21 protein-coding genes and 1 pseudogene are annotated in these 24,438 nt (G+C 73.1%); 6 read left to right on the top strand and 16 right to left on the bottom strand.

The window, feature by feature from the left end; genetic code table 11:
• Positions 1–57: 57 nt before the first annotated feature.
• The 10 genes from ACF08F_RS23610 to ACF08F_RS23565 form a co-directional block, all read right to left on the bottom strand.
• Positions 58–744 (bottom strand): response regulator transcription factor, encoded by a 687-nt coding sequence (locus ACF08F_RS23610; protein ID WP_392300622.1) that lies wholly within the window; start codon positions 742–744, stop codon positions 58–60.
• A 147-nt stretch (positions 745–891) separates the two neighbouring features.
• Positions 892–2,721, bottom strand: coding sequence for a PQQ-binding-like beta-propeller repeat protein (locus tag ACF08F_RS23605; RefSeq protein WP_392300511.1), 1,830 nt, complete (start codon positions 2,719–2,721; stop codon positions 892–894).
• Between the two features lie 12 nt (positions 2,722–2,733).
• On the bottom strand, positions 2,734–4,572 hold the full coding sequence (locus ACF08F_RS23600) for a hypothetical protein (protein WP_392300510.1): 1,839 nt from the start codon (positions 4,570–4,572) through the stop codon (positions 2,734–2,736).
• Between the two features lie 135 nt (positions 4,573–4,707).
• Complete coding sequence (locus ACF08F_RS23595; RefSeq protein WP_392300509.1) at positions 4,708–6,513, bottom strand: ABC-F family ATP-binding cassette domain-containing protein; 1,806 nt, start codon at positions 6,511–6,513, stop codon at positions 4,708–4,710.
• Between the two features lie 102 nt (positions 6,514–6,615).
• The gene (locus ACF08F_RS23590) at positions 6,616–7,914 is read right to left on the bottom strand and encodes an acyltransferase (RefSeq protein ID WP_392300508.1); all 1,299 of its coding nucleotides are present in this window, start codon (positions 7,912–7,914) and stop codon (positions 6,616–6,618) included.
• 79 nt (positions 7,915–7,993) lie between these two features.
• Complete coding sequence (locus ACF08F_RS23585) at positions 7,994–8,899, bottom strand: 4-(cytidine 5'-diphospho)-2-C-methyl-D-erythritol kinase (protein WP_392300507.1); 906 nt, start codon at positions 8,897–8,899, stop codon at positions 7,994–7,996.
• A complete protein-coding gene (gene rsmA, locus ACF08F_RS23580) occupies positions 8,896–9,768 on the bottom strand; it encodes a 16S rRNA (adenine(1518)-N(6)/adenine(1519)-N(6))-dimethyltransferase RsmA (RefSeq protein WP_392300506.1) in 873 nt (290 codons plus the stop codon). The genes ACF08F_RS23585 and rsmA overlap by 4 nt, the downstream gene beginning before the upstream one ends.
• A gap of 130 nt (positions 9,769–9,898) precedes the next feature.
• Entirely contained in the window at positions 9,899–11,197 is a 1,299-nt protein-coding gene (locus tag ACF08F_RS23575) for a ubiquitin-like domain-containing protein (RefSeq protein ID WP_392300505.1), read from the bottom strand.
• Positions 11,198–11,269: 72 nt separating this feature from the next.
• Positions 11,270–12,139 (bottom strand): TatD family hydrolase, encoded by an 870-nt coding sequence (locus tag ACF08F_RS23570; RefSeq protein ID WP_392300504.1) that lies wholly within the window; start codon positions 12,137–12,139, stop codon positions 11,270–11,272.
• A gap of 92 nt (positions 12,140–12,231) precedes the next feature.
• Positions 12,232–12,675 carry a hypothetical protein gene (locus ACF08F_RS23565; protein WP_392300503.1) on the bottom strand — a complete coding sequence of 148 codons (444 nt, stop codon included), beginning with the start codon at positions 12,673–12,675 and terminating at the stop codon, positions 12,232–12,234.
• A 296-nt stretch (positions 12,676–12,971) separates the two neighbouring features.
• Here ACF08F_RS23565 and ACF08F_RS23560 point away from each other — a divergent pair.
• Positions 12,972–13,058 (top strand): annotated as a pseudogene (locus ACF08F_RS23560) (zinc ribbon domain-containing protein); the annotation flags it as partial.
• 40 nt (positions 13,059–13,098) lie between these two features.
• Here ACF08F_RS23560 and rsmI read toward each other — a convergent pair.
• A complete protein-coding gene (gene rsmI / locus ACF08F_RS23555) occupies positions 13,099–13,977 on the bottom strand; it encodes a 16S rRNA (cytidine(1402)-2'-O)-methyltransferase (protein WP_196479095.1) in 879 nt (292 codons plus the stop codon).
• A gap of 52 nt (positions 13,978–14,029) precedes the next feature.
• On the opposite strand from rsmI, the gene ACF08F_RS23550 reads away from it, so the two are divergent.
• The 5 genes from ACF08F_RS23550 to ACF08F_RS23530 all read left to right on the top strand — a co-directional run bounded on the left by ACF08F_RS23550 (position 14,030) and on the right by ACF08F_RS23530 (position 21,544).
• A complete protein-coding gene (locus ACF08F_RS23550; protein ID WP_392300502.1) occupies positions 14,030–15,784 on the top strand; it encodes a dolichyl-phosphate-mannose--protein mannosyltransferase in 1,755 nt (584 codons plus the stop codon).
• A 437-nt stretch (positions 15,785–16,221) separates the two neighbouring features.
• On the top strand, positions 16,222–18,390 hold the full coding sequence (locus ACF08F_RS23545) for a DUF4157 domain-containing protein (protein ID WP_392300621.1): 2,169 nt from the start codon (positions 16,222–16,224) through the stop codon (positions 18,388–18,390).
• Positions 18,391–18,508: 118 nt separating this feature from the next.
• Positions 18,509–20,158 carry a penicillin-binding transpeptidase domain-containing protein gene (locus ACF08F_RS23540; protein ID WP_392300501.1) on the top strand — a complete coding sequence of 550 codons (1,650 nt, stop codon included), beginning with the start codon at positions 18,509–18,511 and terminating at the stop codon, positions 20,156–20,158.
• 25 nt (positions 20,159–20,183) lie between these two features.
• Positions 20,184–20,696 (top strand): YbaK/EbsC family protein, encoded by a 513-nt coding sequence (locus ACF08F_RS23535; RefSeq protein ID WP_392300500.1) that lies wholly within the window; start codon positions 20,184–20,186, stop codon positions 20,694–20,696.
• Positions 20,693–21,544 (top strand): EamA family transporter, encoded by an 852-nt coding sequence (locus ACF08F_RS23530; RefSeq protein WP_392300499.1) that lies wholly within the window; start codon positions 20,693–20,695, stop codon positions 21,542–21,544. The genes ACF08F_RS23535 and ACF08F_RS23530 overlap by 4 nt, the downstream gene beginning before the upstream one ends.
• 24 nt (positions 21,545–21,568) lie before the next feature.
• On the opposite strand, the gene ACF08F_RS23525 is transcribed toward ACF08F_RS23530, so the two are convergent.
• The 5 genes from ACF08F_RS23525 to ACF08F_RS23505 form a co-directional block, all read right to left on the bottom strand.
• The gene (locus ACF08F_RS23525) at positions 21,569–21,838 is read right to left on the bottom strand and encodes a hypothetical protein (protein ID WP_392300498.1); all 270 of its coding nucleotides are present in this window, start codon (positions 21,836–21,838) and stop codon (positions 21,569–21,571) included.
• Positions 21,839–21,965: 127 nt separating this feature from the next.
• A complete protein-coding gene (locus ACF08F_RS23520; protein ID WP_392300497.1) occupies positions 21,966–22,283 on the bottom strand; it encodes a hypothetical protein in 318 nt (105 codons plus the stop codon).
• 29 nt (positions 22,284–22,312) lie between these two features.
• Positions 22,313–22,930, bottom strand: a complete 618-nt coding sequence (locus tag ACF08F_RS23515) for an RNA polymerase sigma factor (protein ID WP_392300496.1) — start codon at positions 22,928–22,930, stop codon at positions 22,313–22,315.
• A 112-nt stretch (positions 22,931–23,042) separates the two neighbouring features.
• Positions 23,043–23,414, bottom strand: a complete 372-nt coding sequence (locus ACF08F_RS23510) for a hypothetical protein (RefSeq protein WP_392300495.1) — start codon at positions 23,412–23,414, stop codon at positions 23,043–23,045.
• A gap of 114 nt (positions 23,415–23,528) precedes the next feature.
• Entirely contained in the window at positions 23,529–24,332 is an 804-nt protein-coding gene (locus ACF08F_RS23505; RefSeq protein WP_392300494.1) for an SDR family NAD(P)-dependent oxidoreductase, read from the bottom strand.
• Positions 24,333–24,438: the final 106 nt, after the last annotated feature.

Genomic DNA, 24,438 nt, shown 5'->3' with positions numbered 1-24,438 from the left:
CATCTGACCGAAGGGTTAAAGGCGGGCCCCCCGCTGGACCGGCATCTGATCGAAGGGTTACGGAAGGGTGCCCCGCTGGACCGGCACCGCCCGGTCGAGCAGCCCCGTGCGGGCCGCGAGCGCCGCCGCCTCCAGCCGCGAACCGACGCCCAGCTTCATCAGGACCCGCTGGACGTGCGTCCGCGCCGTGCTCGGCGCGATCCGCATCCCCGCCGCGATCAGCCGGGTGTCCTCGCCCTCCGCGACCCGGACGAGGACCTCCACCTCCCGCTGCGTCAGCAGCCGCAGCAGCCGCTGCCCCTCGTCGTCCGGCCGCACCGCCGGGTTGAGCAGCTCCGCGAACGCCGACTGGAGCAGCTGCGGCGCCACCGCCGTCTCCCCCGCCCGGGCCTTCACGAGCGCCCGCTCGACGCCCTCGATGCGCTCGTCGTGCCGGACGTACCCCGAGGCCCCGGCCGCGAACGCCGCCGCGATCCCGCGCGGCGAGGGCACGGGACCCAGCACCACCACGGCCACCTGCGGCCGCTCCCGCTTGATCCGGGCGACCACGTCGAAGGCGCCGGGCTCGGCCGGGGCCGCCGTCCCCAGCAGGCACACCTCCGGCGCCCGGGCCACCACGAGCTCCGCCGCCCCCGCCACCGGCGCCGCCGCCGCGAGCACCCGGTGCCCGCGCAGCTTCAGCGCCGAGGCCAGCGCCTCGGCGAGCAGTCGGTGGTCGTCGACCACCACGAGGCGTACGCCCATCCCGGTCATCCCCCATCCTCCGGGCCCGCCGACACCCGGCACGGCCCGCTCGACCTCGAATTCCTCACCAGCCCACGAGCCACGCAAACGGCCCGGCGCATCGGTGTGAACCGATGCGCCGGGCCGCGCGGCGAGTGCTCCGAGGTGTCAGCGGGTGCTGTACGACACCGCCAGAGGCTCCTTGTCTGCCGGTGATGCCGACGCCCGCGGCTTGGAGAGAATCATGGCGGACATGAACAGCCTTCCGTCGCGGTACAGGATCTCCGAGTAGTCCGGGGAGAAGGTGTTCTCGATGTCGTTGACCGTGGCGTCCGCCGGGTTCTCCAGGAGGAGGGTCTCCTTCATGGTGACGCCGTCGATCGAGACGATCCGACCGCCCTCGTTGTACGGCGGGGCCTTGTAGGCGATGAGGCTGCCGCCGTCCATGCGGAGCGGGACCAGCGTGTACTTGTCCCCCGCGTCCGCCTTCTCCGGCGCCGTCCGCCCCGTGGCCAGGTCGAAGGCGATGACCTCGTTGGTCTCGTCGCCGTACTCGCCGCTGGCGCCCTCGTGCTCCTCGGTCGGCACGTACAGGCGGTTGTTGCCGACGAGGACCTTCGTGCAGGACTCGACCTTCGTCGAGCGGCAGCGGCCCGCGTACTGGTCGGCGTCCGCCGTGATCTTCGCCTTCAGCTTGCCGGTCTTCTCGTCCAGGGAGAAGAAGTCCGAGATGCCGCTGCCGTCACCGGCGCTGTCGCCGACGTCGGCCGCGACGACCAGCGGCTTGGTGGAGACGACCGACGCGTACTTCACGCCCTCGGGCATCTTGTACTGCGAGAGCGGCGCGCCCGTCATCGGGTTGAGGTTCTGGATCAGCACGTACTGGGTGTCGTACGGACCGCACTTGCGGACCGCGACGAGACCCGCGCCGCCGCCGTACCCCAGGTCGAAGCAGTCCTGGTCGTTGGCCTGCGGCTTCCAGCGCGGGTTTCCGTTGGCGATGTCGAAGGCCGCGCCCCCGTCGTTGCCGCCGGCCGCGACCGTCTTCCCGCTGATCGTGACCTCGCCGAACCGGGCCTTCTGGTCGCCGGCGGACCCACCGGTGACCGAGGTCGACCAGAGCAGCTTGCCCGTGCCGAGGTCGACCACGCCGACCTCGGTGCACTGCTGGTAGTAGCGCGGCGCGACCCGCTTGGCGGCCTCGAAGAGGATCGCCAGCTTGTTGTCGGCCGTCAGATGGCGCGAGGTGCCGCAGATCTGACCGGTCAGCGGCAGGGTCCAGACCGGGGTGCCCTTGGCGAGGTCGTACGCGACGAGCGAGTTCACGCCCGTCTTCACGTACGCCTTGTCGGTGACCCAGGAGCCGGAGACGTCGGTGACGTCCGGGACCCCGGGCTTGGGCAGCTGGAAGGTCATCTTCGCCTGCGTCTGCGCCGGCGCCTTCTCGCTGCCGCCCCCACCCGTGCCCTGCGAGCCACCGCCGGAACCGCCCTGCGACGAGCCCTGCGAGGTGCCCGCGGAGGTCGACGGCTGGGCGTTCTTGCCCTCGTCGCCCTCGGAACCGGCGTACCAGATGCCGGCACCGACGATCAGGACGACGGCGACGGCCGCCGCGATCACGATCTGCATCTGTGCCGACAGCTTCTTGCCGCCGCCGGGCGCCACGGCCGGGACCGGGGCGGTCTGGAAACCGCCGTAGGGCTGTCCCCCTGGGCCCTGCGGCCCGGGAGGTGCCCCCAGCGGCGGGGCCGAATATCCGTACGGCGGCTGGACGGGCTGTTGTTGCGGAGCCGTCGGGTAGCCGTACGGGGACTGCTGGGGCTGCTGGGGCTGCTGCGGGTACCCGTAACCGGGGTCGGGCTGCTGCGGGTACCCGTAACCCGGCTCGGGCTGCTGCGGGTAGCCGTAACCCGGCTGCTGCGGCGGGGGCGTGGGCGCGCCGAAGCCGCCCTGGGGATCCGGGGGCTGGTTCGGCGGGGGCGGGGGTGGCTGCGTCATCGGTCCGAATCCCTACTTGCTGAACGCCATCATCGTCTTGACCTGCTTCTCTTCCTTGTCGTTCGACGCGGAGACACGTCCGCTCGCGACGACGAAGGTGCCGGCGCCGTAGGCGTAGCCGCCGTCGTAGAAGTTGTCCTCGATCTCGGCCGTCGACGCCGGGTGCTGGAGCAGGATCTTCGGCGCGCCGCCGCCGGGGGCGATCGTCGCGACCGCGCCGCCCTTGTCGTACGAGGGCTCGACGTACACCAGGACCTGGCCGGCGTCCATGCGGAGCGGGGTCATGGTCTGCTCGTTCGGCGCCTTGGAACGCCACTTGGGCTTGCCGGTCTTCAGGTCGAAGGCGACGACCTCGTTGGCCTTGCCGTACGAGGTCTCGGTGGCCATGTAGAAGTGGTTGGCGTCGGCGGCGACCCCGGTGCAGCCCTGGAGGTTCTTGCCGAAGATGACGAAGCTGCCGCCGCAGGACGGGGCGAACTTGTCCTTGCCGCCCTGGATCTGCGAGCGGAGCTTGCCCTTGGCGTCGAGCGCGAAGATGGTCCACTTCTTCTGCTCGCGCTGGGTGGCGGAGACGACCAGCGGGTCGACCGAGTAGACCTTGTCGACCTCCCAGTCCGCCTCCAGCTGGAAGGTGTACTTGGGCTTGCCGGTGGCCGGGTTGACCTCGGAGACCGCCTGGACCTTCTTCGTGGTGCTGCCCGAGGGGCAGTTCGACGCCGCGATCAGCTTGCTTCCGCCCGCGTACGCGAAGGGCTTGCAGCCGGAGTCCGGACCCTTGAAGAGCTGCTTGCCGTCGGTGAGGGAGAAGCCGTAGGCGGTGCTGGAGCCGGCCGCGGTGACCGTGTTGCCGCTGATGGCGAGGGTGTTGTCGGAGAAGGCGAAGAGACCGGTCGGCTTGGGGATCGACTTCTTCCAGCCCACCTTGCCGGTCTTCATGTTCACCTGCTGGAGCCCGAGGCACTTGGCGCCGTCCTTGGCGCTGTCGTTGTGCCCGAAGACCATGAAACCGCCGGAGGAGGGGGCAGACGGGGCCGCGCACAGCTCGAACGGCACGTCGACGTGCCACTTGAGGGAGCCGTCCTTCAGGCTGTAGCCGTCGATGCTCTTGTACATCGCCTTGACGACGACGTCGCCGACGATCCACGGACCGAGGACGTCGGCGCCGTTGCGGGGCAGGTCGACGTTGTTCTTCAGCAGCCAGTTGACCTTCGCCTCGCCGGGCTTGCGGCCGGCGTTGAGGTCGTCGTCGCCGCCGCGCCCGTCGCCCGAGCCGTCACCGGCGTCCACCGACTCGCTCGGGGTGGGTGCCGCGGAACCCGACGCGGAGGCCGAGGCGCTCGCGGTCGGCTGGGCGACCGGGTCCTTCTCGTCGTCCCCGCCGCCGACGACCGCCCAGGTCGTGACGGCGGCGACCAGGACGGCACCGGCGGCCACGGCCGCGACGACACCGGTCCGGCCCTTCAGGCCACCGCCGCCGGAGGACGGCGGGGTGGGGGCACCCGGGTAGCCGGGCTGCGCGGGGTAACCGCCGCCGTACGGGCCGGGCTGCTGGCCGTACGGACCCGGCTGCTGGCCGTACGCACCGGGCTGGCCGGGCTGCGGGTAGCCGTACGGGCCGGGCTGCTGCGGCTGCTGCCCGTACGGACCGGGCTGGGCCGGATACCCGTAACCGGGCTGCTGCGGCGGCTGGCCGTACGGACCGGGCGCGCCGGCCTGCGGGGCCTGCGGCGGCACCGGCGGAGCCTGCGGCGGGACGGGCGGGACGGGCGGCATGCCCTGGCCGGGGACCTGGTTCGGGTCCTGAGGGGCTCCGAAGCCCCCCGGCGGCTGGTTGCTGGGCGGCTGGGTCATCAGCGGTTCCCCCTTGACGTGAGCGACTTTTCTTTCTACCACTCACGCGACGGCGCAAAAGCGACCGGTCCGCCCCTTGTACCCAAGGGAGGACCGGCCTGTGATGCCCTTGTTATGCGGCTCGTTTGCGTTTGGTTATGCGTCCTCGGCCAGTTCGAGCCAGCGCATCTCCAACTCCTCGCGCTCCCCGACCAGTTCCCTGAGCTCCGCGTCGAGCTTCGCCACCAGCTCGAAATCGGTCGCGTTGTCGGCGATCTTCGCGTGCAGCTTCGCCTCCTTGTCGGAGACCTTGTCGAGCTGCCGCTCGACCTTCTGGAGCTCCTTCTTCGCGGCGCGCGCATCGGCAGCGGAGACGCCCGGCTTCTGCGGCGCGGACGCGGCGGCGGGCGTCGGGACGGCCGCCTCGATCATCTTCCGGCGGCGCTCCAGGTACTCGTCGATACCGCGCGGCAGCATCCGCAGGGTCTTGTCGCCGAGCAGCGCGAGCGTCTTGTCGGTGGTGCGCTCGATGAAGAAGCGGTCGTGGGAGATGACGACCATGGAGCCCGGCCAGCCGTCGAGGAGGTCCTCCAGCTGGGTCAGGGTCTCGATGTCGAGGTCGTTGGTGGGCTCGTCGAGGAAGAGGACGTTCGGCTCGTCCATCAGCAGGCGCAGCAGCTGGAGGCGGCGGCGCTCGCCACCGGAGAGGTCGCCGACCGGCGTCCACTGCTTCTCCTTGGAGAAGCCGAACTGCTCGCAGAGCTGGCCGGCCGTCATCTCGCGGCCCTTGCCGAGGTCGACGCGGTCGCGGACCTGCTGGACGGCCTCCAGGACCCGCAGGGTGCCGGGGAGCTCGGTGACGTCCTGCGAGAGGTAGGCGAGGCGGACGGTCTTGCCGACGGTGATGCTGCCCGCGGCGGGCTGGGTCTCGCCCTGGGTGACGGCCGCGTCGGCGAGCGCGCGCAGGAGGGAGGTCTTGCCCGCGCCGTTGACGCCGACGAGACCGATGCGGTCGCCGGGACCCAGCTGCCAGGTGAGGTGCTGCAGGAGCGTCTTGGGGCCGGCGGTGACGGTCACGTCCTCCAGGTCGAAGACCGTCTTGCCGAGGCGGGCGTTGGCGAACTTCATCAGCTCGCTGGTGTCGCGCGGCGGCGGCACGTCGGCGATCAGCTCGTTGGCCGCCTCGATGCGGTAGCGCGGCTTGGAGGTACGGGCGGGGGCACCGCGCCGCAGCCAGGCCAGCTCCTTGCGCATCAGGTTCTGCCGCTTCGTCTCCTCCGTGGCCGCGATGCGGTCCCGCTCGGCGCGGGCGAAGACGTAGTCGGAGTAGCCGCCCTCGTACTCGTGCACGTCACCGCGCTGCACGTCCCACATGCGGGTGCAGACCTGGTCGAGGAACCAGCGGTCGTGGGTGACGCAGACGAGCGCCGAACGGCGCTCCTGGAGGTGCTTGGCGAGCCACGAGATGCCCTCGACGTCGAGGTGGTTGGTGGGCTCGTCCAGGACGATCAGGTCCTGGTCCTCGATGAGGAGCCTGGCGAGCGCGATCCGCCGCCGCTCGCCGCCGGAGAGCGGGCCGATGACGGTGTCGAGGCCCTGCTCGAAGCCGGGCAGGTCGAGCCCGCCGAAGAGCCCGGTGAGCACGTCGCGGATCTTGGCGCTGCCGGCCCACTCGTGGTCGGCCATGACCCCGATGACCTCGTGCCGGATGGTGGCCTTCGGGTCGAGCGAGTCGTGCTGGGTGAGCACCCCGAGGCGCAGCCCGCCGCTGTGCGTGACGCGCCCGGTGTCGGCCTCCTCCAGCTTCGCGAGCATCCGGATGAGGGTGGTCTTCCCGTCGCCGTTGCGGCCGACGACCCCGATCCGGTCCCCTTCGGAGACACCGAGCGAGACCCCGTCGAGCAGGGCACGGGTGCCGTACACCTTGCTGACGTTCTCGACATTGACCAGGTTGACGGCCACGTTGACTCCTGTACGGGGTGATCGATCGACGTCCAGAGTAGACCGTGGTGCGACCGGTCACTCTTTGTGATGACGTGATCGGTCCGGCGACGCGGGCGGGCCCTACCGTCGCCGGCCCGTGGGCCGGTCCACGAGGAGCCATCCCGCCAGGGTCAGGGCGACCGCCGCCGGGGCTGTGACCGGGACGGCGATCAGGGTGGCGGAGTGGCCGGTGAGGAGGCCGGCGAAGCCGGTCGTCGAGAGGCCGAGGATCCCGAACAGGGCGAGGGTGACGCCCAGGGCCGCGAGCGGCCCGGCGCCGCCCTCGCGGCGGACGGGGCCGGGCGCCTCGAAGCGGCGGAAGACCGCCACCAGCAGGGCGGTGACGGCGGCCGCCGCCGCGATGCGGAGCGGGACCTGCGCCCACCAGGCGCCGGACGCCGGAGCGGGCAGGCCGACGCCCGACCCGAGCAGCGCCCCGTAGACACCGAGCATCGCCGTCAGGTGCCAGAGGAACGCGGTCATCGCGATCCCGTTGGCGGCGACCACCGTCCGCCACACCCCGGCCCGGGCGACGAGCCGCGCCCCCGGGCCCCGGAGCAGCTCGGCCGCGCCGACCAGCCACAGGCCGTGGCAGAGCAGGGCGAGCGTCGGCGGGGCCATGTTCGAGATTTTCTCGCCGGGCATGCCCACCATCGAGAGCGGATACGGGCCGAGGGCGACGAGCACGCCGGCGCCGACGAGGCCCGCGCCGGCGAGCAGGGCGGGGCGGCGGATCATGCCGTCGGCCCGGAGGAAGCCGAGCTGGTGGACGGCAAGCCAGACGAACGCGAAGTTCAGGAACTCGACGAAGGGCACGTCCGCCGCGAACCGCAGCACGTCCACGGCGACCGCCCCGCCCGCGAGCGCGGCGAACGCGCCCCAGCCCCAGCGCTCGTGCAGCCGCAGCAGCGGCGGGGTGAAGGCGACCATCGCGAGGTAGATCCCGATGAACCAGAGCGGCTGCGTGACCAGCCGCAGCGCGACGCCGGCGAGCCCGCCGTCCGCGCCGGCCAGCTGGAGGACGAGCGCGGCGGCGCCCCACACGCCGACGAAGACCATCGTCGGCCGCAGCAGGCGCTGGAGCCGGGCCCGCAGGAAGGAGGCGTACGCGGGGCGGGAGCGGTGGGCGAGGGCGTGCGAGAAGCCGCCGACGAAGAAGAACACCGGCATGACCTGGAAGACCCAGGTCACGAGCTGGAGCTCGGGCACGACGGCGAGCAGGTTCCCGACCTGCCCGTCGGCCCCGACCGCCGCCATCAGCCAGTGGCCGAGCACGACGACCGCGAGCGAGGCGACCCGGAGCAGGTCGATGTACCGGTCGCGGCTCGCGGGTGTCGCGGCGGCGAGGTCACGTGCGCTGAGGCGGCTGCTGCTTCCCATGCCCGTACGGTCCCGCGCGGGGGCGGGTGACCGACAGGGCGCGGATACTCAACCGCCGGGTGAGTACCCGGGCTTGCGGTCAGTCCGACAGGACCGTCGCGCCCCGCGCCGGGGACGTCGCCACCCGGGCCGTGCGGCAGGTGCCCGAGGCGGTCAGGGCGGCGGCGACCGTCTCGGCCGTCTCCGCGTCCTTCACCAGGAAGGCCGTCGTCGGGCCCGAGCCGGACACCAGGGCGGCGAGCGCTCCCGCGTCCGTGCCGGTGGTCAGGGTCTCCGCGAGCGAGGGGCGCAGGGAGAGCGCCGGCGCCTGGAGGTCGTTCGCGAGGGCGCCCGCGAGGGCGGTGGTGTCGCCGGTGCGCAGGGCTTCCAGGAGGACCGGGGAGGCCGTCGGCTCCGGGACGTCGACGCCCTCGGTGAGACGGTCGAACTCCCCGTACACCGCCGGGGTCGAGAGCCCGCCGTCGGCGACGGCGAACACCCAGTGGAAGGTCCCGCCGACCGGCAGCGCGGTGAGCCGCTCGCCGCGCCCGGTGCCGAGCGCCGCCTCGCCGACCAGGCTGAAGGGCACGTCGGAGCCGAGTTCGGCGCAGATCTCCAGGAGCGTCTCGCGCGGGGTGTCCAGGCCCCAGAGCGCGTCGCACGCGAGCAGGGCGCCCGCGCCGTCCGCGCTGCCTCCGGCCATGCCGCCGGCGACCGGGATGTCCTTGACGATGTGCAGGTGCACGTCCGGGGAGATGCCGTGCCGGGCCGCGAGCAGCTCGGCGGCGCGCGCGGCGAGGTTGGTGCGGTCCAGCGGGACCTTGTCGGCGTCCGGGCCCTCGCAGGTGATCGTCAGCCCGTCGGCGGGGGTGGCGGTCACCTCGTCGTACAGGGAGACGGCGAGGAAGACGTTGGCCAGGTCGTGGAAGCCGTCGGGGCGGGCGGCGCCGACGGCCAGCTGCACGTTGACCTTGGCGGGGACCCGTACGGTCACGGCGTCGCTCATACCTTCGCCTCCGCGATCCTCGCGAACTCCTCGACCGTCAGGGACTCGCCGCGGGCCTGCGGCGAGATCCCGGCCTTGACCAGGGCCTCCTCGGCCGCGGCGGGCGAGCCCGCCCAGGTCGCGAGGGCGGCGCGCAGGGTCTTGCGGCGCTGCGCGAAGGCGGCGTCGACGACCGCGAAGACCTCCTGGCGGGAGGCGCTGGTCGCGAGCGGCTCGGTGCGGCGGACCAGCGAGACGAGGCCGGAGTCGACGTTCGGCGCGGGCCAGAAGACGTTCCGGCCGATGGAGCCGGCGCGCTTCACCTCCGCGTACCAGTTCGCCTTGACCGACGGGACGCCGTAGACCTTGTTCCCGGGCTTGGCGGCGAGCCGGTCGGCGACCTCGGCCTGGACCATGACGAGGGTCCGCTCGATGGTCGGGAACCGCTCCAGCATGTGGAGCAGGACCGGCACGGCGACGTTGTACGGCAGGTTGGCGACGAGCGCGGTCGGCGCCGGGCCCGGCAGCTCCTGCACGTGCATCGCGTCGGAGTGGACGAGCGCGAAGCGGTCGGCGCGGGCCGGCATCCGGGCCTGGATGGTGGAGGGCAGCGCGGCGGCGAGCACGTCGTCGATCTCGACGGCCGTCACGCGGTCCGCGGCCTCCAGGAGGGCCAGGGTGAGGGAGCCGAGTCCGGGCCCCACCTCCACGACGACGTCGTCGGGCCGCACCTCGGCCGTGCGGACGATCCGCCGGACGGTGTTGGCGTCGATGACGAAGTTCTGGCCCTTCTGCTTCGTGGGGCGCACGCCGAGGGCGGCGGCCAGCTCACGGATGTCGGCGGGGCCGAGGAGGGCGTCGGGGCTTTCGGGGCCGGTGGTGGTGCTCACCGGTACAGCCTACGGGGCACGGGTGGGGCCGACCTACGCTCACCGGCGAGGGCCGCCCCGGTCCGCAGCCGAGGCCCGGTCCCGGCCGGCCCCGTCCACCGCCGAGGCCCGGTCCCGGCCGGCCGGTCGGTCACCCGTGCAGCCGCCTGCCGCAGTGGGGCCACGGGCTCGCGCCCCGCTGCACGTACAGCTTCTTCGCGCGGAAGGTCTGCTCGGCCGCGGGCGCGTTCTGGGCGACCCCGCTGCCGCCGAGGGAGCGCCAGGTGCCGGGGTCGAACTGGTAGAGCCCGCCGTACGTCCCCGAGGGGTCGACGGCGTTCGGGCGACCGCCGGACTCGCACGCGGCGAGGGCGCCCCAGTCGAGGCCGTCGGCCCCGGCGACGGAGGTCGGCAGGGCCTTGGTGCCGACGCGGACCTTGCGGCCGACGGGTTCGCGGACGATCTCCTCGGCGGTCCTGCGGGGCTTCTGCCGGACGCCGTTGACCGTGCGCAGGGTGTACGTGACGCGGCGGACGCCGGTGACGCCCTGCCGTTCGACAACCTCGTTGCCCACGAAGAGCTCCGGGTCGCGGATCCTCTCGACGGCGTACGGGATGGTCTCCTCCCGCACCTGGCGGGAGCCGGTGATGCGGAGCACGGTGACGGTCTGGCCGTCGCGGGGGTAGGCGTCGGCGGAGACCGAGGTGGTGTCCTGCCCGGAGAGGGTGATACCGGCCTCGGCGAGTGCCTCGCCGATGGTGGCGGAGTTGGTCCGGACGACCTGCTCGCGGCCGTCGGCCAGGAAGGTGACGGTCCGCTCGGTGCGGACGTCGAGGGCGAGGCCCTGGCGGGTGATCGGGGCGGCGCGGGAGACCGAGAGGTACGCGCCCTCGGCGCGGACCCCGAGCTGGCGCAGGGCCCCCTCGACGGTCCTGGCGGTGGTCCAGATCCGGTGGGTCCGCCCGTCGAGTGTGAGGGAGATCGGCCGCCCGTACCGGACGACGACCTCGTCGCCGTTGGCGAAGGCCTCGCCGGGGGCGGGGGCGACGATGTCGTGGGAGCCGACGGTCAGGCCCTCGTGGGCGAGGAGCTCGTCGACGTCGTCGGCGAAGGTGTGGAGGGTGCGCGGGACGCCGTCGACGGAGAGCCGGACGGCCTTGTCGTTGGCGACGAAGGCGCTGGTGCCGCCGGCGAGGAAGGCGACGACGAGGGCCTGCGGGACGAGCCGGCGCAGCCCGTCGCGGGAGGAGCCGGGGGTCTTGCGGCGGCGGGCGGCGCGCCGGGATCCGGCGCGGGGTCCCCCCTGGCCGGGGAGGCCGCCCGGGAGGGCGCCGGGACCGGCGGCCCCGGGGCCGGGGACGACGAGCGGCGCGGCTTGGGTCGGCTGCTCGTGGACGGGCAGGGTCGCCGCTCGCCGTCCGGCCCTGTGACTGCCCTGGGAAGTACTCACGAGGCCGGGACATTAGCCCCGGCCGTGGTCACTCTCCCGAACCTTCCGACTACGACACGTAACCGTTATGGATCAGTAATCGAAGGCGCGGGCCGTGTTGACGGCGATCGCCTCGGCGAGGTCGTTCTCCCCGATGCCCCGCACGGCCGCCATCGCCCGGAGGGTGACGGGGATGAGGTACGGGGCGTTGGGGCGGCCCCGGTAGGGCGCGGGGGTGAGGTAGGGCGCGTCGGTCTCGACGAGGACGAGCTCCAGCGGGGCGACGGCGAGCGCGTCCCGCAGCGGCTGGGCGTTCTTGAAGGTGACGTTGCCGGCGAAGGACATGTAGTAGCCCTTGGCGGCGCAGATCTCGGCCATGGCGGCGTCGCCGGAGTAGCAGTGGAAGACGGTCCGCTCGGGGGCGCCCTCCTCGTCGAGGACGCGGAGGACGTCGGCGTGGGCCTCGCGGTCGTGGATGACGAGCGCCTTGCCGTGCCGCTTGGCGATCTCGATGTGGGCGCGGAAGGAACGCTCCTGCGCGGCGATGCCCTCGGGACCCGTACGGAAGAAGTCGAGGCCGGTCTCGCCGACGCCGCGGACGTGCGGGAGGGCGGCGAGACGGTCGATCTCGGCGAGCGCCTCGTCGAGGGCGGCTTCCCCGCCGCCCGGGCGGGCGCCCTGCCGGGACCAGCCGTCGGGATCCCCCAGGACGATCCGGGGAGCCTCGTTCGGGTGCAGGGCGACGGCCGCGTGCACGTTCGCGTGGGCCGCGGCGGTCTCGGCGGCCCACTGCGAGCCCTTCACGTCGCAGCCGACCTGGACGACCGTGGTCACGCCGACGGCGGCGGCCTTGACCAGGGCCTCCTCGACGGTCCCGGACTGCATGTCCAGGTGGGTGTGCGAGTCCGCCACCTCCACGAGGAGCGGCTCGGGCAGCGGCGGCGGGGCGTCCTTGGCACTCATGGCCCCGATCGTACGAGGGCCACGAGTGCCGGCGCGGCGCGCGGGTCACCGGCGGGGGCCGCCCGCCGGTCGTCCGCCGGTCGTCCGCCCGGTCACTCCCGGGGCGGCTGCTTGCCGTGGCGGAAGGGGTGCAGGAGGTCGGAGAGGTGCCAGTGGTGGGGCACCGGCGGCTTCTCGGTGGTGTCCTCTGTCGCCTCGGTCAGTTCCTGCCCGATCGGCCCGGCCATCGAGACGGGCTTGGTGGCCTTCGCCCCGTGCTGGTGCCTCTCGGTCGCGGCGATCAGGTCGAGCACCGACGACACCTGCCCCGCGCGCATGATCCGGACGACGTGACCGCCGCAGTTCATGCAGGTGGGACTGGACAGCGGGGACGGAACCCGCTCCCCGTCGGCCTTGTAGACGATGAATTCCTGGCCGGCGGCGTCGACGTGGTGCTCGATGTCGTACGCCTGCTCCCAGCCGTATCCGCAGCGCATGCAGGCGAAGGCGTACGCCTCATGGGCGACGGATATGCCGGTGCCGGTGATCTCGCTCATGCCAGCTCCTCTCCACTGATCAGTGGACGCCTTTTCGGGCCGGAGCGCATCAGCAGGGGACGAACCATGGAAGGCTTTTGGCTCTTCCCTTGCCAAGCGCCCAAGGAAATGTCCCGGCGCCGGGTTCGGCTTTACCTTTCAGCGTAAATCCGCAAGGGACGCCATGACCGTCGGACCGGAGAGACGAGTTTCCCCATCCGACGGCAAAGTCACACCCGGTAGCGATACGGTCACTCGCGTGAAGATCGTGGTGCGGGTGAAGCTCCTGCCGGACGCCTGTCAGGCGTCGGCGTCGGGAGCTCGGCCGGTTCATCGCCTACAAGGCGCTGCGGGCCGGAGTGCCGCTGGTGCCCGTCGATCCGGCGTACACCAGCCGGCAATGCTACCTCCAAGCCCGGCCCTCGGGGCCGGGTCGAGTCGACATCAGTCCTTTACCGGCGGCCGGCCGGCCGCGGCGTTCTTTGCCGCCACGACCGCATCGAACACCTCGCGCTTGGGCAGCCCGGCCTCGGCCGCGACCGCCGCGATCGCCTCCTTGCGGCGCTCCCCCGCCTCCTCGCGCACCTGCACCCTGCGCACCAGCTCCTCGGCGTCGAGTTCCGCGGGTCCGGTCTCGGGGGCGCCCTCGACGACGACGGTGATCTCGCCCCGTACGCCCTCGGCGGCCCAGGCCGCCAGCTCGGCGAGCGGGCCGCGCTTGACCTCCTCGTACGTCTTGGTCAGCTCGCGGCAGACGGCAGCGCGGCGCTCGGCGCCGAAGACCTCGGCCATCGCGGCGAGCGTGTCGTCGAGCCGGTGGGGGGCCTCGAAGTAGACGAGGGTCCGCCGCTCGTCCGCGACCTCGCGCAGCCGCCCGAGGCGCTCGCCCGCCTTGCGCGGCAGGAAGCCCTCGAAGCAGAACCGGTCCACGGGCAGCCCGGAGAGGGCGAGCGCGGTGAGCACGGCGGACGGGCCGGGGACGGCCGTGACCTTGATGTCCTGCTCGACGGCGGCGGCGACGAGCCGGTAGCCGGGGTCCGAGACGGACGGCATGCCGGCGTCCGTCACGAGGAGCACGCGGGCGCCGCCGACGAGCGCCTCGACCAGCTCCGGCGTACGGGCGGACTCGTTGCCCTCGAAGTACGAGACGACACGCCCCGAGGTGTGGATGCCGAGGGCCCGGGTCAGGCCGCGCAGCCTCCGGGTGTCCTCGGCGGCCACGATGTCCGCGTTCTCCAGTTCGGTGGCGAGTCGGGGCGGAGCGTCCGCGATGTCACCGATGGGGGTCCCTGCGAGTACCAGCGTTCCTGTCACACGGGACATCCTCCCAGCCCGGACAGGCGACGCGCACAGGCGCGTTCCCTACGATGGCGCGGTGACCAGTACCGCACCCGAGGCCCTGGAGGGCCCGCACCCCATGGCGGCGCCCGTGGCAGAGCCCTCTTCGTGGCAGCAGAGGCTGCGGCGCTTCGGCTACGCGCCCCGCGCCGAGAAAGCCGCACCCATCGGGCTGCGGGAGCGGCTCGACCCGCCGTACGCCCGTCCCTCGGCGCGCCTCTGGTCGCTCTTCGGCATGGGCCCCGACCGGGCCGACCGGCTGTGGCGGCTCATGGCCTGGGGCGGTCCGCTGCTGGTCACGGCGGTCGCGGGGCTGCTGAGGTTCTGGAACCTGGGCAAGCCGCACGCGGTGATATTCGACGAGACGTACTACGCCAAGGACTCCTGGGCCCTGATCAACCAGGGGTACGAGGGTGCCTGGCCGAAGGACATCGACAAGACCATCCTGACGGACCCGGGCGCGGTGCTCGTGCCGACGGACCCCGGCTATGTCGTCCACCCTCCGATGGGCAAGTACGTCATCGGCCTCGGCGAGAAGCTCTTCGGCTTCGAGCCCTTCGGCTGGCGCTTCATGGTGGCGCTGCTGGGCACGCTGTCGGTCCTGATGCTGTGCCGGATCGGCCGCCGGCTCTTCCGCTCCACCTTCCTGGGCTGTCTGGCGGGCCTGCTGCTCGCCGTCGACGGCCTGCACTTCGTGATGAGCCGGACGGCGCTCCTCGACCAGGTGCTGATGTTCTTCGTGCTCGCCTCCTTCGGCTGCCTGGTCGTCGACCGCGACCGCAACAGGAAACGGCTCGCGGCGGCGCTCCCCGAGGACGAGGAGGGGGTGCTGCGGCCGGACGCGGAGATCGCGGAGACGCTCCGCATGGGGTGGCGGCCGTGGCGGATCGCGGCCGGTGTGATGCTGGGCCTCGCGGCGGCGACCAAGTGGAACGGCCTGTACGTCATGGTGGCGTTCGGCCTGATGACGGTCCTGTGGGACGTGGCGGGGCGCCGCACGGGCGGCGCGGTCCGTCCGTACCTCTCGGTGATCCGGAAGGACCTGGTGCCGGCGTTCGTTTCGGTGGTGCCGGTGGCGATCGCCACGTACCTGGTGACGTGGACGGGCTGGATCGCCTCCGACAAGGGCTACTTCCGCGGCTGGGCGGCCCAGCAGGACAAGCTCGACGGCGGCGGGGCCTGGGGGTGGATGCCGCAGTGGTGGCGCAGCCTCTGGCACTACGAGTCCGAGGTCTACAACTTCCACGTCGGCCTGACCTCGCCGCACACGTACGAGTCGAACCCCTGGTCCTGGATCGTCCTCGGCCGCCCCGTCTCGTACTTCTACGAGTCCCCGGCCCCCGGCACCAACGGCTGCCCGGTCACCGCCAAGGAGAAGTGCGCCCAGGAGGTCCTGGCCCTCGGCACGCCGCTCCTGTGGTGGGCGGCCTGCTTCGCCGTCCTGTACGTCCTGTGGCGCTGGGCCTTCCGCCGCGACTGGCGCGCGGGCGCGATCGCCTGCGCGATCGCGGCGGGCTGGGCCCCGTGGTTCCTCTACCAGGAACGCACGATCTTCCTTTTCTACGCGGTCGTCTTCGTGCCTTTCCTGTGTCTGGCGGTGGCCATGATGCTGGGCGCGATCATCGGCCCACGCGGCTCCACGGAAAGGCGCCGGACGTTCGGCGCGGTGACGGCGGGATGTCTGGTCCTGCTGATCGTCTGGAACTTCATCTATTTCTGGCCCATCTACACCGGCACCCCCATTCCGATAGACCAGTGGCGGGGCCGTATGTGGCTCGACACGTGGATCTAGGGCGTGTTGCGAAAGTAGCGCCGGCCGCCCGAAGGGCGGGCCCGACGGGCAGGCGGGACTTTCGCAACACGCCCTAGCGGCGTAGGAGCCGCAATTCACGGCGCAACGCGGAAGGGGCGCGGCCGGACCGGTCGCGCCCCTTGCGCGTTTCGGGTGCGCAGCGGCCCCCGGACTGCCCGATCGGCCGTTCGCCTCTGCCCCCGCCTCTGCCCCGCACGCCTCGAACGGCCGGCCCGCTCCCGGGTATCCAGGAAGCCCAGGCCGCGACCAGGAGTGAGGTAGCCGTGCGAGGTCCGACCGACGGCAGGACGAACAGCGACGGAAAGCCGGACCGGGCACCCGACGGCAGGACGGCCGCGCGGCGGGGGCAGGAGTCCTCCACACCGGGCCCGGACCGCCGGCCGCCGCTCGGCGCGGGCAACGCGGCCACCGTCCAGATGCTCCGGCAGGCCGGGCATCCCTGGGCCCAGGAGGAGCACCGGCACGGCGCCGGCTGCGGGCACGGGCAGCCGGCGGAGCCCCCGGTGCAGCGCTCCGCCGTCCACGACGTCCTGCGCGCCCCCGGGCGCGCCCTGGACGAGGCGACCCGCACCGACATGGAGGCCCGGCTGGGCGCGGACTTCTCGGACGTCCGCGTCCACGACGACTCCGCCGCCAGGGCCTCCGCCGCCGAGGTCGGCGCCCGCGCCTACACCTCCGGCAGCCATGTCGTCATCGGCGCCGGCGGAGCCGACCGGCACACCCTCGCCCACGAGCTGACCCACGTCATCCAGCAGCGCCAGGGCCCGGTGGCGGGGACGGACAACGGCTCGGGGCTCCGTGTGAGCGACCCGTCCGACCGCTTCGAGCGGGAGGCCGAGGCCAACGCGACGCGGGTGCTGGCGGGCCCCGCCACCGCGGCGCGGCAGCCGGCGACGGAGGCGCCCGCGGTGGCGGGTCCGTCCCCGGCGGTGCAGCGCGCGATCGGTCTTGAGGTGGAGGTCGACCGCCCGGTCGTCAAACCGGGCGGGGAGGACGTCAAGTACGGCGACAGCACGGGCATCGAGATGATGAGCCACCCCGGCCAGGGCATCAAACTGGTCTCGGACAGCCGCGGTGACTACACGAACGCCGAGTTCGTGGCTCTCCCCAGCGCGGTCCTCCCCGGCGAGGAGCAGAAGTTCCCGCGCACGACGGAAGACACGATCCGCCATCTTGAGGACGCCCACGGTCGTCTCTACACCCCCACCGCGGCCTCACCTCCGGCCCAGAAGCAGATGAACCGGATCTACCCCCAGAACCAGGGGTACGTGCTGACCGATGGTCTCAAGACGGCGAGGGTGGCGCCGGAGAAACCCCACACCGAACGGAAGGACCAGCCGGGGAAGGGGCAGGGGCTCTTCATCCACCAGACCGTGGGCCTGCCCCTGAACGGCATGACGGAGACCTTCGCGGCGGCCGTGCAGACCCCGGAGCCGAGGAGCGGCAGCGGCAGCAAGATCCGGGCCCTGAAGAAGAGCAAGGCCCACGAACACCTGGTGAGGTCCGTCCAGGTCGGGAACGAGCTCGGCGCGCGGTTCCTGGAGGCGGCGGCCGGCTCCGGCGGCCAGGAGACCGCGGTGGGCGCGCAGGAGGTCCGGGGCTTCGGTTCGCTGTGCTACACCCAGTTCGCCGCGCTGGCGGACAAGCTCCGCGCGGACGATCTGGCGACGCCGGGCCAGACGGCACCCGGCCAGGTGAAGAACAAGACCGCCGTCCTGTCCCGGGTCAGCCTCGGCACGGTCCAGCAGTCCATGCCGGGCTCCGCGAAGGCCTTCCTGGCCGGGGACGTGGCCGCGATCCGGCAAGGCATGTGGAGTCACTACTTCGCGGTGGCGCCGAGGACCAGCCCGGACCTCGCCCCTATGAGCGACCAGCACGTCGCCGAGCTGAACACGTACCTGCACGAGTCCCTGTCGGGCATCGCCGAGTTCCGGGACACGGATGACGGGCGCTCGGTGGGCCCGCAGGAGCGGGCCTTCGGCGGCATGACCGAGCTCACCTCGCTGGACTCCCCCGGCGGTGTGCCGATCGTCCCCCTGGAGTTCCGCAGCTTCGGGCCCGGCATGGCGGGCTTCGCCGACATGCGCCAGGACGTCGGCCTTCTGGCGGACTGGTCGAGGGAGGCGCACGCGACCTCGGCGAGGGAGCGCGGCGGAGAGCAGCCGCGTCCCTTCGCCCCCATCGCGGTGACGGCTCCCTGGACGGTCGCCGCTCCTCAGGCCGCCGCGCCGCAGGCGGCGCCGCAGCTGTCGCACGAGCAGCAGTTCGCGGCGTCCCTGGAGCGGTGCCGTCAGATCTACGACCAGCAGTCGGGGAATCCGGCCATCAAGACGCTCGCCCCCTTCCTGCAGGTCACGACCGTTCTGCAGCAAAGAACTACCGGCGACCAGGGTCCCGCCGCCGCCGCGAGTCTCGCCGCACTGTTCACGACCATGACCCACGCCGTGAACAACCAGCGGGCCACGGCCGAAGTGCAGCAGACCGGAGCCCTCTTCACTCAATGGGCGACGGCGGTCGGCATGCCACAGATGAGCCGGGCGATCACGGGCGCCGTCACGGCATTCGGAAAAGCCATGGGCGCGTAGCCACCCGACGGGCCGGAGGCGGCTCGGCGCCTCGTTGTGACGGATTGCCCGATAGTCGCTCGACACCCTGGAGAGACGCTGATTGACTGGACGGCCTTTCGGGGAGGGGACTTCAGTCATGCGCAGTGGAGCGAAGACCGCGATAGTCGGGGGCGTGTTCCTCGTGGTGGCGGGCGGGGTCGGGTACGGGGGGCTCAACCTCTACAACGGGATCACGGGCGGCAACACGACCCCGGAGGTCCGCGCCGGTGACGCGCCGCGGACCGGGCCCGTCACCCCCGACGAGGTGACGGCCACCGCGCGGGACTTCCTCGCGGCCTGGGCCGCCGGGGAGCCGGAGAAGGCCGGGCAGCTGACGAACGACCCGGTCTCGGCGGGGCCGGCCGTGGCGGCCTACCGTGACGGCGCGAGCGTCTCGGAGGCGACCATCACCCCGGGGACGCCGGTCGGGGCGAAGGTGCCGTTCACGGTGAAGGCCACGATCACGTACAAGGACGTGTCGAAGCCCTGGTCGTACGCCTCCGAACTGACCGTCGTCCGGGGGCAGGCCACGGGGCGGCCGCTGGTGAAGTGGGCGCCGTCCGTGCTCCACCCGAAGCTGCTCACCGCCGACGCCACGGTGCGTACGGGCGTCGCGAAGGCCGCGTCGGTGAAGGCCGTCGACCGCAACGGCGTCGTGCTGACGGCGGAGAAGTACCCCTCGCTCGCGCCGGTCCTGGCCGAACTGCGCAAGCGGTACGGGGCGAAGGCCGGCGGCTCGTCCGGCGTCGAGACGTGGATCGACTCGGGCAGCGCGTCCGGGACCGACATCCCCCTCCTCGTCCTGTCGAAGGGCAAGGAGGGAGTGCTGAAGACCACGATCGACGCGGGCGTGCAGGCGGCGGCCGAGAAGGCGGTCAAGGCGTACGGCAAGGCCTCGGTGGCGGCGGTCGAGCCGTCCACGGGCGCGATTCGGGCGGTGGCCAACAACCCGGCCACCGAGTTCAACACGGCCCTTGAGGGGCAGCAGGCGCCCGGCTCGACGATGAAGATCGTCACGGCGGCGATGATGCTGCAGAACGGTGTGGTGGCCGGGCCGGGCAGCAAGGTCGAGTGTCCCGCCGACGTGCTGTCCAGAGGCCAGACCTTCGAGAACCTCGACCGGTTCAGCATCCCGAACGCCACCCTCGCCGCGGCCTTCCGCCGCTCCTGCAACACCGCCTTCATCAAGGCGATCACCGTCCTCAGCGACAAGAACATCGCGGACACGGCCCTCGGCGACACCGCCCGCGACTCCTTCGGCATCGGCCAGAGCTGGCAGGTGGGCGTCAGGGCGGCGGACGGCAGCGTCCCCGAGTCCGCGGGGAACGAGACCTCGGCCTCGTACATCGGCCAGGGCAGGATCCAGATGAGCGCCCTGAACGTCGCCTCGCTCTCCGCGACCGTGAAGAACGGCGGCTTCCGCCAGCCGTACCTGGTGGCCCGGGAGCTCGACGACCGTGAGTTCGCCACGGCCGAGCCGCTCTCGCGCGGAGTCGCCTCCGCGCTGCGGAAGATGATGAACGAGACGGCGACGGCTTCGGACGGCACCGCGCTCGCCGCGATGTCGGGGCTCCCCTCCCCCAAGGGCGCGAAGACCGGCTCCGCCGAGGTCGACGGCCAGTCCACCTCCAACAGCTGGTTCACGGGCTACTCGGGCGACCTCGCGGCGGCGGCGGTCGTCGAGGGCGGCGGCCACGGCAGTGAGGCGGCCGGGCCGGTGGTCGCGCGGGTCCTGAAGGCCGGCTGACCGCCGGCGCCCGGAACTCGGTCGCATGGCCCGTACAACCACCGCTAGCGTGCGGTTCATGACCACTGACGTACACCCTCAGTTCGCCGCCGCTCTGCAGGAGTTGGGCCTCGACGTCGAGGTCCGCCGCTTCCCGGACGAGACCCGCACCGCGCAGCAGGCCGCCGAGGCCATCGGCTGCCGGGTCGCCGAGATCGTGAAGTCGCTGATCTTCGCCGCCGACGGGGTGCCCGTCCTCGTCCTGATGGACGGCGCCTCGCGGGTGGACGTCGAGCGGGTACGGGAGGAGCTGGGCGCCGAGAAGGTGACGCGGGCCGACGCGAAGGTGGTCCGGGAGACGACGGGGTACGCGATCGGGGGCGTTCCGCCCTTCGGGCACCGCACCCGGACCCGGGTCCTCGCGGACCGGGGCGTCCTCGACCACGCGGTGGTGTGGGCGGCGGCGGGCACCCCGCACACGGTCTTCGCCGTCGATCCGAAGACCCTGGTCGCCCAGGCCGGCGCCACCCTCGTGGACGTGCGCGAGTCCTCGGCGTGACGCCTCTCGTCACCCTCGCGGTCCTCGTGGCGGCCGTCACGCACGCGAGCTGGAACGCGATCGCCCACCACATCAAGGAGCAGCTGCTCTCCTTCACGCTGATATCCGGCGGCGGGGCGCTGCTCGGCCTGGTCACGGCCGTCTTCGTGCCGTTCCCGGCGGCCGGCGCCTGGCCGTACCTGATCGTCTCGGCGGTCCTCCACATCGGCTACTACGCCCTGCTCATGCGCTCGTTCACGCTGGGCGACTTCGGGCAGATGTACCCGATCGCCCGCGGTACGGCCCCGCTGGTGGTGACCGTCCTCGCGGCGGTGTTCCTCCACGAGGTGCCGGGCGGCTGGCAGTTGCTCGGGGTGGCCGTGGCCTGCGCGGGGCTGACGGGGCTGGCCCTGTGGGGCATCCGGGGGAAGGGCACCCGCCCGCAGTGGCCGGCGCTGGCCGCCGCGGGCGCGACGGGCCTGTCGATCGCGCTGTACACGGTCGTCGACGGCGTCGGCGTCCGCGCCTCCGGCACCCCGCTCGGCTACATCGCGTGGCTGATGCTCCTCCAGGGCCTCGTGATCCCCGCGTACGCCCTGTGGCGGCGCCGGTCGGCCCTCCTCCCCCAGCTCCGCCCGTACGCGGTCCGGGGCCTCCTCGGCGCGGCGCTCTCGGTCGCGGCGTACGCCCTCGTCCTGTGGGCCCAGACGAAGGCGCACCTGGCCCCGATCGCCGCGCTCCGCGAGTCCTCGATCATCGTGGGCGCGGCGATCGGCGCGGTCTTCTTCAAGGAACGCTTCGGCGGCCCGAGGGTCGCCGCGGCGGGCCTGATGGTGATCGGCATCGGCCTGATGCTCCAGGCGGGCTGACGCACCGGGCCGGGGGCCGTCGGCTCAGGCGCCTTCGCGGGAGGCGCGGAAGAAGTCGGTCCGGACGCGGCGGAAGCCGGTGTGGCCGGTCTCCTCGGCGTGGGCCAGGCACCACACGGCGGGCCCGCGCCCGTCGTCCGCCGCGCCCGAACCGTCGTGGCAGGTGGTGCACTCGGCCTCGGTGATCAGTCCGCTCCCGGAGCGGTCGGCCCGTAACGCCCAGAGCTTCGCCCGCCGCGCCCCACGGTGGTACGGCCCCGCGACCCGACCGGCCGCGATTCCCTCACGACGCATCCGACTCCCCCTCCACGGCAAGCTCCGCCCACCCCAGCTTTCCCGATCCGGGGCACTCGCAGACACGCCACTTGCCGGAGAGGGGCACCGGCCGGTGGGCCCGCGCCGGGTTCCCGGGCGCAGCCCGTCACCCCGACGGGTTCGCGACCCGGGGCGTCTCCGGGGCCGGTTCCGGCATCGGGGGTGCTTCGGGGGTCGGGTGCCCGGTGACCTCCGGGGGCCGGGCAGGCAGCACCGGCACGGGGTTCGACGGCCCGTCGGGGAGCAGCGCCAGGAGGCAGACCGCACCCACCGTCGCCGCGACGGCCAGGGCGGCGAGTACACGGCCGTACCACACGCGAAGGCCGCGGACACGGCCGTGCGGCGGCAGTTCCCGGCGCAGGTCGTGGTGGGTCACCTGGGCCGCTCGGGCCGTCAGGGCGGCCCTGAGGCGGTCCTCCGTCACGGAGTGACGGTCCTCGGTGTGCCGCGGGGTCATCGGGCCGCCTCCAGCTTCTTCTCCAGGGCGTCCAGGGCGCGGCTCGCCGTGGACTTCACGGTGCCGCGCGAGAGGCCGAGCGTCCGCGCGATCTGTTCCTCGGTCAGCTCCGACCAGTAGCGCAGGACCAGCACCTCACGCTGGCGGTCGGTGAGTCGTGCCAGCGCGTGGAGGACCGCGCGGTGCTCCTCCGCCAGCAGGAGGCCCTCGTCGACCGGTGCGCTCGCCGGCTGGTGCGGCGGCGTGTATCCGCGCGCGGTGCGGCGGCGGCGCAGGACCGAGCGGGCCGCGTTCACCACGGCCGTGTGCAGGTACGCCCCCGGGTCCTGGAGGCCATCCAGCGAGGTGCCGTACGCCCGGCACACGGCCGCGAACGCGTCCTGGACGACGTCCTCCGCCGTGTGCAGGTCGTCCACCAGGAACAGCGCGAGCCGCACCATGTCGAGCCGGCGGGCCGTGTACAGGTCGGTGAGCGTCGGCGGCCGTTCGTCGGTGTACCGCGACGTCCGTGCGCGCGGGCGGAGTTCCCGCGCCGCCGCGAGCCCCTCGGTGCCGGACACACGGGCGAGCAGGCGGGACCACCAGGGCGGCGGCGCGTGTATCGCGTACTGCATGGGTTCCGTTCGATCCGTCGCGGGTGGCGGGGGGGCGTGTGGTGGAGGGCGGCTGATGGAGCGGGGCGGGCCGGACCCCTTTGGGCAGGGGCCGGCCCGCCCCGTTCCTGCGCTACTTGCCCGCGCCCGGGGCGACCACGCGGGGCGCGTTCTCGGCCGAGGCCGCAGCCGGGACCGGGGCCGGGGTGGCGGCGGGCTTCGCGGCGGCCGCGTCGGCGGCGGGCTTCACGGCGGCCGGGGCCGGGCGGGGCGCGCCCGGCTCGTAGACCCCGGGGTGCGGCGCCGAGTCGGGCTTCGGCGCGGCCGGGACCGGCCTCTCGACCGCCGGAGCCGGCTGCGGCGCCGCCTCCTCGGGCGAGGCGACCCTCGGGGCCGGCTTGGGGGCCGGGCCGGCGACGGCCTGGGCCGCGAAGGCGCCGCCCAGGAGCAGTGCGGCGCCGGTGACGGCGCCCAGGATCCGGCGACGGCGGGACGTGTGGTTCATGGGTTCTCCCGGTGTGGAGGTGGAACAGGACGTGAAGGGCGCCTTCAACCCACCAGACGTGTGGCACCTCCCGAGGTTGCGCCCGCGGGACGGGAAGTTCCGCCGGGCCGCTCCTCAGTCCCCCAGGACCTCCGCGAAGTGGGTGTTCACCGCGAGCAGGCCGCCGTCGACCCGCAGGACCGTGCCCGTGATCCAGGACGCGTCCCGCGAGGCGAGGAAGGCGACGGCGGCGGCCACGTCCTCCGGCGTGCCGACGCGGCCCAGCGGGTAGACCCGGTCGGCCAGGGCGGCGAGTTCGGCCTCCCTGCCCGCCCAGGCGGGCGTCGCGATCGTCCCCGGGTCGATCTGGTTGACGCGTACGCCGCGCGGCGCCGCGTGGCCCGCCAGCGTCCGGGTCAGCGAGGCGAGACCCGCCTTGGCCGCGCTGTAGGCGTGGCTGCCGAAGCCCGCCTCGGCGTTGACCGAGCCGATCGTGACGATCGCCCCGCGTCCGCCCGCCGCCGCGAGGTGCGGCAGCGCCGCGCGGGAGCAGCGGACCGCGCCCATCAGGGTCACGTCGAGCTGGTCCGCCCAGCCGCCGTCCGGCTCGTCCTCGAAGAGGTCCGGGTCGGGGGCGACGGGGGCGAGGGCGTTGTTGACGAGGACGTCGAGGCCGCCGAAGGTCTTCACCGCGTACGCGACGGCCGCCTCCACCGAGTCCCGGTCGCCGACGTCGCAGCGCAGGGCCGCCGCCCCGGGCAGCCCGGCGGCGGTCCGCGCGGCCCCGGCCTCGTCGATGTCCGTGACGAGCACCCGCGCGCCCTCGGCCGCGAGCCGCCGCGCGGTGGCCGCGCCGATGCCGCGCGCCGCGCCCGTGACGAGTACCGCGTATTCCTCGAAGCGCCTCGTGTGCGTTTCCGTGTGTGTGTTTGCGTTCATGTCGTTCATGGGGGGATCACAGCACGAGGAGGGCCTGTTGTGAGGGGAGTCGAGACAATTCGGCCGTGACCGAAAGGCTTTGACATGCCCCCGTCGCAAATACCAC

The organism is Streptomyces sp. NPDC015130 (genome assembly GCF_043080005.1).
Taxonomy (GTDB): Bacteria; Actinomycetota; Actinomycetes; order Streptomycetales; family Streptomycetaceae; genus Streptomyces.
This window is presented reverse-complemented; position numbering and strand designations above follow the sequence as displayed.